Genomic DNA, 9359 nt, shown 5'->3' on the forward strand with positions numbered 1-9359 from the left:
AGAGATAGGTCGATCGACCGCTGTGACCGATATCAGAGATCGCACACTTGCACTTTTTTCAAGTAACTGTTATATTAATTAACATAAGCCTTACAAAAGTTAACGAAGGGAGTTCGCACTATGCAAGAACAAAAACGCAACGCTTGGAACTGGGGCTTCAGCGAGGGAGCTGAAAATTGGAACGGTCGTTTAGCAATGATCGGTTTCTCGGCCGCTGTGATTATCGAATTGGTTTCTGGTCAAGGGCTGCTTCACTTCTGGGGCCTGATCTAATTTTCTAGTTAAGACTTTTGTGACACTGCAAAGCTTGGGAGTTCCTTCGGGAACTCCCAAAATTTTGCAGGTGCGTTTTTAGCAGGGCAATTTTTGCAGGACAATTTAGCAGGAGCAAATAGCGAATTGCGGCCCTGCATTCAGCAGCACAATGTTTAACAGCGATCGCTCTTTTTGGGGTAGGGGGTTCCACCCCAAAAGAGTAAATCACTCTTTTGGGTGATGCGAGACAAATGCTCTAGCGGATATATTCTTTTAAGATGCTGTTGCGGTTGGGATGGCGCAATTTCCGCAGGGCTTTAGCCTCGATTTGGCGAATCCTCTCGCGAGTGACGTTAAAGATTTGACCAATTTCCTCCAAGGTCTTCATCCGTCCGTCATCTAAGCCGTAACGCAGCCTCAGTACATCCCGTTCTCGGGGGCTGAGAGTATCCAAAACGCTTTCCAAATCTTCCCTGAGCAAGTTCTTCGAGACTTGATCTTCTGGCGTTTCCCCGTCAGATTCAATAAAGTCTCCCAGACGCGAGTCTTCCTCTTTGCCGATCGGAGTTTCTAAAGAAATTGGCAACTGTGCGGATTTAGCAATAAAGCGCAACTTCTCGATCGTCATCTCCATCTTGGTGGCGATTTCTTCTTCCGTAGGCTTGCGGCCCATTTCCTGAGAAAGCAGCTTGGTAGTTTTCTTAATCCGCGAGATGGTTTCGTAAAGGTGAACCGGGAGGCGGATAGTCCGGGATTGATCGGCGATTGCTCTGGTGATGGCTTGACGTATCCACCAAGTTGCGTAGGTAGAAAACTTGTAGCCTTTTTCGTGGTCGAATTTTTCAGCAGCCCGGATTAGACCCAAAGAGCCTTCTTGAATCAAATCTTGGAAAGACAAACCGCGATTCATGTACTTTTTGGCGATCGACACCACCAAACGCAGGTTTGATTGCACCATCTTCTCCTTGGCGCGCCTACCGACGTGGAGTCGGTGACGGAATGCAGGTAGTGCCATTTCTACAGCAGTAGCCCATTCGTTGTCTTTGGGCTCGCGGTCTAACTCTTCGAGCAATTGTTCTCGAACTCGCTCCAATTCCAGCAAATCTGCAATCTTGCGGGCGAGTTCAATCTCTTCGTCGGCTCGCAACAGTCGAATCCGACCGATTTCTTGCAGGTAGAGACGAATAGAGTCTTCTGTATAATGCTTTTTCTTTGCCTGAGCCCGACGGCGGGCTTTCGCGCCTTTGCCAGCTTTAGTGTCGTCCTCCTCAGACGGGTTGTCTAGAAAATCTTCTCGATCGTCTTCTTCGTCGATAAAGAGTTCCAACTCGCTCTCAGGTAGAACGCTTTCGGCGTTCCTCAGCAACTCGATAGTTTCCATTTTGGGTGTAATTTTGGTTTCGAGTACGGTGTTAGCCTGGATCATGCCGCCTTCCTCATGCTCCTGAATTAAAGAATAAATAACAGTGGAATAGTGTCTGTTTGTAGTTTAGACAAGTTAGCCAGTATTGACATTCCCGCAGGAAGAAATCGTGGGATTTTCGGTCTGCTAAATGAAGCAGTGACCGAAACTGCACCAAGTTTATGAGTCAAAGTTCCAGTTCTGGGAAAGAAGTAGCCAGCGCATTCACTCGATCGCCGACTTTAACATCGCAACCTCGGATTGAGCGTGCGGCTTTTTCTTGTTTGTGCGAGTTAACGCATCGTCTGCGATACCTGACCCAGAAAAGCAAACCCGGAGATGCGATCGCACCTCAAAAAATACTGGCTTTTTTACTCGGTACTTCGATCTTTTACCCGTACAAGTTTTCCGGCATGGAACCCTCTAACTTTTCTGTTATGGGTATCCAACTTTTGATTTGCTTGCTGCTTTCACGATGTCGTCAGACATCACAGTTGCACGGCAAATTTTCGCCACCTTGGATGCGGGTCTGCTGCCTCAAATGTAACAGCAGAGAGTCGAAGCACCAAACTGTGAGAATCGGATCTTGCAAAGACCCTTATGATTGTAGCCGTTCTCACAAAAAATGGAAGTTGTTTTCCGTTTTTTGTCAAGAACTAGGAAAACTCTGTCAGCTTAGCTTGACAATACGGACTAATGCCTGACTCTGCTAAATTCTGAGAATGGCCCCCAAAAACTTTGGCACGATCGAACGGCGCTGTTTTGTGTGGATATCTGGGTTAACGGCTGCGGCGCAGTCTGCTAGAGAGTTAGCAGACAATTTTTGATTTGCCGGAATTGAGACCAATACAATCCGTGTAGGTGCACCCATCTTTACCCTGTTTCCCTGAATTGAATCATACGCAATCTGCGATTGAATAAAGCTTGTGAGCTTTAGTTGTAAGCCGGCAACTCTGGATGAGAGACCGACGATCGCCCCCAATGAAGCGTTGCGGGTTTAGTAGTGCAACAGGGGCTTTCTTTGTTAAGTTAGCTCAATTTTGAAAAATTGGGGCTGCTTTTGACATTACATCACATTAAGTTCGTAACGTCACATTCTCATTTAAGCTTGTCTGTGAGCTTTGCTGCCTGAGAGATAACAGCCAGAATGAGAAAGTTTGCTAAGAGTTCGCTCCTGCGGTAATTGTTACGCTGCGAACTGCTCGGGGATTGCTCGTCTCTCTAGCTAATATCTACATTCATTTTAATCCCAGAAACAACTTAAGTCCAATATTACTAAGTTCACCTCGATCTCGCCGAGGCAGATCTTCCTCACCGGCGATCGCCTCCATGGCAGTACTCGATGGATTTGAGAAACTCCAAGCTCTCTGTTGAGAGCAGCTAGCCGTTCAACCGACACCTGTTCCCTCAAAAAATGCGATGTTAGACCCGCGATCCCAACCATTATGGTATAGCTGATTCCATCGAAAATCTCAAATCGAAAATTGTCTGACCTGATTGTTGCAAAGAAGTGCAACTTTATACTTGCTTAAAAAATATCCGCTGCAATATAAAGACGCGATGAACCTTTTCTCCGCCATACTAAGTAATATTACGCAACGACCTGCTGTATTTAAAGCCAACTCATACTATTTTAGATGAAAGATTGGCGATTGGGCATGGAAATTATTCATGGGATCGAGGCTGGGATCTGACAAAACAGTTGTCTTATGTGGGAAAACAGGGAGCGACAAAACCAGACTCAGGCTTAAGTATAAAGGTTGGTGGCAAGGACAAAAAATTTGCCGCCATCATTATCCTATTAAAAACAACTGTGCAACAGATCGCGATCGCCACGGATGTTGGGCAGTCAATCACCGCTTGGCGACTCCAAACCTCCGACAAGCGCGATCGAATAATTAAACTGACTCAACTGCACGATAATAAAAAGCTTCCAGGGCTGCGACGCAAGTTTTATCGCCGTACAGACGCCCTTGTCTTTGCAAAATTCGATCGGCAATACTCTGCCTCCATTCCGATTCTAATCCCAGCCTCACAGCTATTTTTACGTATTCTGCTGCGGTTTGAGCAACTGTTTCGGTCACTCCCAGCATTTCCAAAATCCCAGAGGAATGGCGGCCCCGCATAAATTCTCCCGGACAAGTGACAATTGGTAAATTGCACGCGATCGCTTCCAAAGTCGTGTGACCTCCAGACCAACCGAAACTGTCGAGAAAAACATCAGACAAAAGTTGAAGATTCCAATAAGCTTTCTCATCCATTTTAGGTAAAATCGCGCAAAAATCAGCGCTATCCAAACCGTACTTAGCAAAAGTCCGCTGGAGGCGCTGCTGAAACAGTTTACCAATATCAGCATTCGGACGCGATATAAAGGCAAACTGAGCTTGAGGAACCTGTCGGGCAATTTCTGCGAAAATATAGTCGTGTTGCGGCAGGTATTTGCAGAGAGTTTGACAGCAGAGATAAACAACAGCTTCCTCCGGCAGCCCAACATTTCCACGAGTGGCTGTTGTGCTAGGAATCGCGGGCTGCCGGTAAGAAATGCCAATATTCGGCAATCGAATTAATTTTTCTGAATAATGTAAAACTGCATTTTCCGGTTCCATCAAGTCGCTGGAAAGGAAATAATCGACAGTCGGCAATCCTGAAGTCACCGGATGCGCCCAGGATGTACACTGAATGGGAGCAAGGCGCAAGGCTGCAAGTTGAGTCATTTGCGGTTGCAAGCCAATATCGAGGAAAACCAGTACGTGTAATTGGTCAGCAATAATTTGTTGGCAGATTAATTCTAAGTTGCCGGGGATGTAGTGGAAAGTATCGCTGTAAAATCGGAACTGTTGAGTAAAATGGTCTTGCGTCTCGGTAATTTGATAGCAATATACTTCAAATTCGCTGCTGCTGTGTTGCAGCCAGCCGAGGGTTAATTTGCCGACTGTATGTCCCCACAAGCAGCCAGAGATGTAGCCGATACGAATTTTGCCGGTTTGGCTGGGGGGAGGTAGCGGTAAATCCTTTGCCCACTGCGGATAGTTAGCCGCCATGACTCTGCGAACAAATTGCCCGTACTGTTTCTGGATATCTAAGTCGTTGCAGCCTTGATAAGCTAGAAAGAAGTTGGTGTGCTGACTGATAATTGTTAAGGCTTTTTGTTTGCCTGCATCTGTATCGAGGCTGGTTTGTTGAATTAACAGTTTGATTCCCGTCTCGAACCGATCGCGATAAACAACTATTTCCTCTACACTTTCATAAATCACCGGCAAAATTAGATACTGTCCCGGATTAAAAAAAACCTCTTCGGGAAATAAACTCGACGCATCGGTCGCAATTGCGATCGCATCTGAAGTTCTCCCGGATGCTAGCAATGCCAAGACTAAACTGCGGTGAAGACTGGCGTCTGCTGGATAAAGCTCGATCGCCTCCCGGCAAACTTGAATGGCGGCTGCATATTCCTCTAAGTGTTGGTAACACTCAGCCAAATTCAAGTATAATTGGATGTCGCCTGTTTGAACTTCTAAAAATTTGCTGTACTGGATAACGGCTTGTTGATATTCGCCGCGCCCGTAGCGATCGCTGCCAAAATAAAGGTATGCTTGAATTTGGTCATTTTTGAGACGGCGGGCAAAGTCGAGATTGGCGACAACTTCAGCAGCATCGGCCTGCAATTGGAGGGCAGTTTCATAAAGATCGATCGCGCGTTCGACTTCTGTTTGCGACAGCAGCAAGTTGCCGAGATTCAGGTAGCTGCCAAAATGAGCTGGATTAAGTGCGATCGCTTGACGGTAAATTGACTCAGCTCGATCGACATCGCCGATTTGTCCTAAAATATTGCCTAAATTATTATAAGCATCAATGTAGTTGGGTTCGAGGGCGATCGCTTCTCGATAAGCTCTCACCGCACCGATAACATCCCCGGTTTTTTCAAGTACCAAGCCCAAGCTGTAATGAGCGCCAGCTACGGAGGAATCCAGCGCCAAACACTCGGTCAGCACCTGTTGCGCTTCTCGATACCGCTCTGTGGCATAATAAAGTGTACCGAGATTTTGCCAAGCATCTACTTGATTTGGATCGTACTGCAAAACTTGCTTGTACTTCTCCTCTGCTGCTATAAATTTTCCGACTTGGTGCAGGTTTAAAGCTTGACTGTACAGCTTTTCGGTGATTTTTTTCCGGTCGGATTGCTGCAAATCGTAAATTGATTGAATCGCAGCCCGACTTCCCAATTGCTGAAAAGTTGACCAATCGTAATTGCCGGATGTATTGACGACATCCCAACTAAAAACTTGCAAGCCATTCCAAGCATTGCTAAATTCAGGTGCAGAAAAATCCAGCAGCAGTTGGCATTCAGGGTGGGCGGCGATAAAATCCCAGTTGGCTTGACGCGGAGTCTCCCAATTGCTATTGCTCACAACAATCAGTGCCGAGTCTGCTAAAAACGGTTTGGATAAAAGTAAAGCCAGTAAGTGCGATCGATAATCGTGAGCGGCATCATAAAACAATACACCAATGCGATCGGCAGATTGCATTTCCCGCAAATCCCAGAAAAATTCCTCAAAATTTTGATTGCAAAAGAAAACTTGTTCTGATAAATTAAAGTTGGCTAGGTTTTCTCCTAAATTATCGCTGCTGTCGCCAAAAGTATCAAATTCAGAAAAGTCATCAACGGCACAAGCGGTTATTTGTGAATGATTTAGCAGTGTACCGATTAAGCTACCGCCTTGAAAGCAGCCGATTTCGCAGTAGATTTCTTCGGAAGACATACATTCGACAGCAAAATTTAGCAACTGCATTGCATTGACTGTCGTTGTGGTTTGCAGAGAGTTGATTATTTGCTGAAATTGGCTGGATTTTGGTTCGGCTTGCGGTTGTCCCCAGTTATTGTAAAAGTCAGATATTTGTTCTATAAATCTTTGGTATTCCATCTTTTGCGTTTTGTTCTTAAACGGTTCGTAGTGAGGACTTTAGTCCTCGGGAAGGAAAGGACTGAAGTCCTCACTACGAACCTTTTTAGGGCTTTACGGTTTTTTGGGGGGGGAAGGACTAAAGTCCTTACTACGAACCTTGATCCGAAGCTTGTTCTAGTTGTTCTTAAACGGTTCGTAGTGAGGACTTTAGTCCTCGGGAAAGAAAGGACTGAAGTCCTCACTACGAACCTTTTTAGGGCTTTACGGTTTTTTTTGGGGGGGAAAGGACTAAAGTCCTCACTACGAACCTTGATTTGAAGCTTTTTTAGAGCTTTACTGTTGGGAAAAGAACGGACTGAAGTCCTTACTACGAACCTTAATCTAAAGCTTTTTTAGAGCTTTACTGTTAGGGAGGAAAAGGACTAAAGTCCTCACTACGAACCTTGATTTGAAGCTTTTTTAGAGCTTTACTGTTGGGAAAAGAACGGACTGAAGTCCTCACTACGAACCAATCTTGCCTATTACTGTTGGTTTCGCAGGCGGGGATTGACAAATTCGTTCAATCCTTCTCCCACCAAAGATAGCCCAACTACCATTAAAGTCATTGCCAAACCGGGAAACAAAGCCGTCCACCAAATGCCCGTAGGTAGCGCATCTAAAGCTAAACGCAAATCGTGTCCCCATTCCGGAGTTTCTTCGGGAAGTCCCAAACCGAGAAATCCTAAGCCTCCTAATGTTAAAATTGCATCGGCGGCGTTGAGCGCGAACAGCACCGGTACGCTCTGAATCACGTTGAGAAACAAGTAGCGCGACAACACTGTCCAAGTGTCAGCACCCATTGCGCGGGCGGCTTCGACAAATAATTCGTTTTTGACGCTAGTGGTGTGATTTCTGACGACGCGGTAGTATTGAGGGATGTAGGAAATGCTCAGGGCGATCGCAGCATTCAATACTCCTTTTCCCACGACAAATGCTAAAGTTAAGGAAAGCAGCAATCCCGGCAACGTATAAATTGTATCCATTAAAAATAACAGCACGCGATCGAGCTTGCCACCCAAATAACCGCTAACCAAACCCAGCGGCACGCCGACAAACAAACTCAACGCTGTGGCTAAAATCACGACTTGCCAAGCCGCCCGCGAAGCAAACAGCGTGCGCGAAAAAACATCGTAGCCGCTGCGGCTGGTACCGAACCAATAATTCGCCGACGGGGGTTCGTGAATCGGGTTAATCAAAGCATCGGTAGGATTTTGCAGCCATCCCCAAGCTTGCATCGCGGGAGACAAGGTTGCTACTACGATAAATAAGGCAGTTATTGCCAAACCCGCCCACATCATTTTCATTGACAGGCTTGACGGTGAGGCAATGTTGAGAAATCGCGGTAATTGAACTTTGTTTAGTGTCATGTTTAGCCGTTTACTGATTGAAGCTTTGTCGGATTTTTGCTAAATTTTCCTGGGCTGCTGTGCAGTTTTCATCGAAAGTCAGCGCTAGTTCAAATGCCGATACTGCATCCGACCAACGCTTCAGGTTAATATAAGCTAGACCCAAACAGCAAGCCGGGTCGGTGGTGGTGAAACTTGGCTCGAATGGTTCTCCTTTATAGTAGCTGCCATCTTTACCCAGTTTCAGGCAATTCTCAAAGTAAGCAACGGCACCTAACGGAAATCCTATATTTATTAATGTCATGCCAGCTATATAATTTAGGGGAGGATAGTTGGGACACCATTCCAGACCTCGCTGACACAGTAACATCGTTGTTTCATAGTCTCGATTTTGGAGCGATCGCCCTGCTAAAGTAAAAACTAAGGAGGGAATGAAACCAAATTCTTCTGGAGGGTTGCCGTCTATCAAATGCGGAAACAATCTTTCTAATGCTTCCTCCCAGCAGTCTCGCGCTTTCTCGTCCTCGCCCGCTGCGCCGTACATCCCAGCTAGGGAGTACAATAGCATGAGACTAAGCCCTTCTTCTTGTCGGGCCAGTTCTAAGATGGGAATATTGCGGTTGACAACTTTGGCGGCGACTTGTTGGTGGCTGTTGGCGTGATGCAATACTCTGACACTATCTAAACTGCTGGCTTCACTGTCGCTAAAACCTCGGTTTTGATACTGGATTTGCTCGTGGAAACGACCGAAATATCTAATTTCTGGGAGATTGCGAAACAAGCGAGTCATGTGTAGTGGAGTCATTCCCGCTTGTGGCTTGACTTCTGTTCTACTTATTGAATAAGCCAGGGCTTCTGGGTGGGATTTGAGGGTTTCTCTAAAATCTGCCGATCGCACAACTAACTCCTCATCTGCATCCAGCACTAAAATCCACTCACCCGTCACTAAAGATAAAGCATAATTCCGCGCCGCCGCAAAATCGTCGCACCACTCAAAATATCCCACTTTTGCTCCGTACTGACTGGCAATTTCCGGCGTACCGTCTTCCGAACCCGTATCGACTACAATTATTTCATCAACGTAGGGTTGAACGCTGGCCAAACAGCGCGGTAAATTCTCGCTTTCATTTTTGACGATCGCGCAAAAAGATAAAAATGGTTTTTGTCCGAGTGCTGGGCTAATGCTCATAAAATTAATACGGGATGCGGGAAACGAGCGAGACTTTAGTCCTTCTTAGGGAAGTTCTAAGGGGGAATTCAGTCCCCGTGTTCTTGAAAATGTGGTATTATAAAACTTCATTCAGTTTGTAAGCAGGGATAAGCGATTGTGATATTCTGTAATCAGGATGTTAAAAATAAAACTATCAAACTACGCTAAAACAATAATAAGTTACACAATCGCATAGCGAGGCGTTC

Annotated in this window: 8 protein-coding genes; 3 read left to right on the forward strand and 5 right to left on the reverse strand. The window is 45.9% G+C overall.

Translation table 11 applies throughout. From position 1 onward, the window contains the following. Window positions 1–120 precede the first annotated feature (120 nt). Complete coding sequence (locus QZW82_RS23180) at window positions 121–273, forward strand: chlorophyll A-B binding protein (RefSeq protein ID WP_106150125.1); 153 nt, start codon at window positions 121–123, stop codon at window positions 271–273. Window positions 274–511: 238 nt separating this feature from the next. Here QZW82_RS23180 and rpoD read toward each other — a convergent pair whose 3' ends face one another. Continuing rightward, complete coding sequence (gene rpoD / locus QZW82_RS23185) at window positions 512–1681, reverse strand: RNA polymerase sigma factor RpoD (RefSeq protein WP_293153477.1); 1170 nt, start codon at window positions 1679–1681, stop codon at window positions 512–514. A 158-nt stretch (window positions 1682–1839) separates the two neighbouring features. On the opposite strand from rpoD, the gene QZW82_RS23190 reads away from it, so the two are divergent. After that, the gene (locus tag QZW82_RS23190) at window positions 1840–2361 is read left to right on the forward strand and encodes a hypothetical protein (protein ID WP_293153480.1); all 522 of its coding nucleotides are present in this window, start codon (window positions 1840–1842) and stop codon (window positions 2359–2361) included. Window positions 2362–2366: 5 nt separating this feature from the next. On the opposite strand, the gene QZW82_RS23195 is transcribed toward QZW82_RS23190, so the two are convergent. Next, a complete protein-coding gene (locus QZW82_RS23195) occupies window positions 2367–2528 on the reverse strand; it encodes a hypothetical protein (protein ID WP_293153483.1) in 162 nt (53 codons plus the stop codon). A gap of 800 nt (window positions 2529–3328) precedes the next feature. On the opposite strand from QZW82_RS23195, the gene QZW82_RS23200 reads away from it, so the two are divergent. Further along, complete coding sequence (locus tag QZW82_RS23200; RefSeq protein WP_293153486.1) at window positions 3329–3559, forward strand: hypothetical protein; 231 nt, start codon at window positions 3329–3331, stop codon at window positions 3557–3559. Here QZW82_RS23200 and QZW82_RS23205 read toward each other — a convergent pair. The 3 genes from QZW82_RS23205 to QZW82_RS23215 form a co-directional block, all read right to left on the reverse strand. Further along, window positions 3556–6576 carry a tetratricopeptide repeat protein gene (locus QZW82_RS23205; protein WP_293153489.1) on the reverse strand — a complete coding sequence of 1007 codons (3021 nt, stop codon included), beginning with the start codon at window positions 6574–6576 and terminating at the stop codon, window positions 3556–3558. The genes QZW82_RS23200 and QZW82_RS23205 overlap by 4 nt on opposite strands. A 503-nt stretch (window positions 6577–7079) precedes the next feature. Next, the gene (locus QZW82_RS23210) at window positions 7080–7964 is read right to left on the reverse strand and encodes an ABC transporter permease (protein WP_293153492.1); all 885 of its coding nucleotides are present in this window, start codon (window positions 7962–7964) and stop codon (window positions 7080–7082) included. Window positions 7965–7974: 10 nt separating this feature from the next. Beyond that, window positions 7975–9132, reverse strand: coding sequence for a glycosyltransferase family 2 protein (locus tag QZW82_RS23215; RefSeq protein WP_293153495.1), 1158 nt, complete (start codon window positions 9130–9132; stop codon window positions 7975–7977). Between the last annotated feature and the right edge of the window lie 227 nt (window positions 9133–9359).

This window comes from Microcoleus sp. bin48.metabat.b7b8b9.023 (genome assembly GCF_013299185.1).
In the GTDB taxonomy this organism is placed as follows: Bacteria; Cyanobacteriota; Cyanobacteriia; order Cyanobacteriales; family Microcoleaceae; genus Microcoleus.

What these genes read in the sequence shown, in the direction of transcription:
- QZW82_RS23180 (WP_106150125.1), top strand. Translation starts at nt 121, where the DNA reads ATGCAAGAACAAAAACGCAACGCTTGGAACTGGGGCTTCAGCGAGGGA.
- rpoD (WP_293153477.1), bottom strand. Translation starts at nt 1,681, where the DNA reads ATGATCCAGGCTAACACCGTACTCGAAACCAAAATTACACCCAAAATG.
- QZW82_RS23190 (WP_293153480.1), top strand. Translation starts at nt 1,840, where the DNA reads ATGAGTCAAAGTTCCAGTTCTGGGAAAGAAGTAGCCAGCGCATTCACT.
- QZW82_RS23195 (WP_293153483.1), bottom strand. Translation starts at nt 2,528, where the DNA reads ATGGGTGCACCTACACGGATTGTATTGGTCTCAATTCCGGCAAATCAA.
- QZW82_RS23200 (WP_293153486.1), top strand. Translation starts at nt 3,329, where the DNA reads ATGGGATCGAGGCTGGGATCTGACAAAACAGTTGTCTTATGTGGGAAA.
- QZW82_RS23205 (WP_293153489.1), bottom strand. Translation starts at nt 6,576, where the DNA reads ATGGAATACCAAAGATTTATAGAACAAATATCTGACTTTTACAATAAC.
- QZW82_RS23210 (WP_293153492.1), bottom strand. Translation starts at nt 7,964, where the DNA reads ATGACACTAAACAAAGTTCAATTACCGCGATTTCTCAACATTGCCTCA.
- QZW82_RS23215 (WP_293153495.1), bottom strand. Translation starts at nt 9,132, where the DNA reads ATGAGCATTAGCCCAGCACTCGGACAAAAACCATTTTTATCTTTTTGC.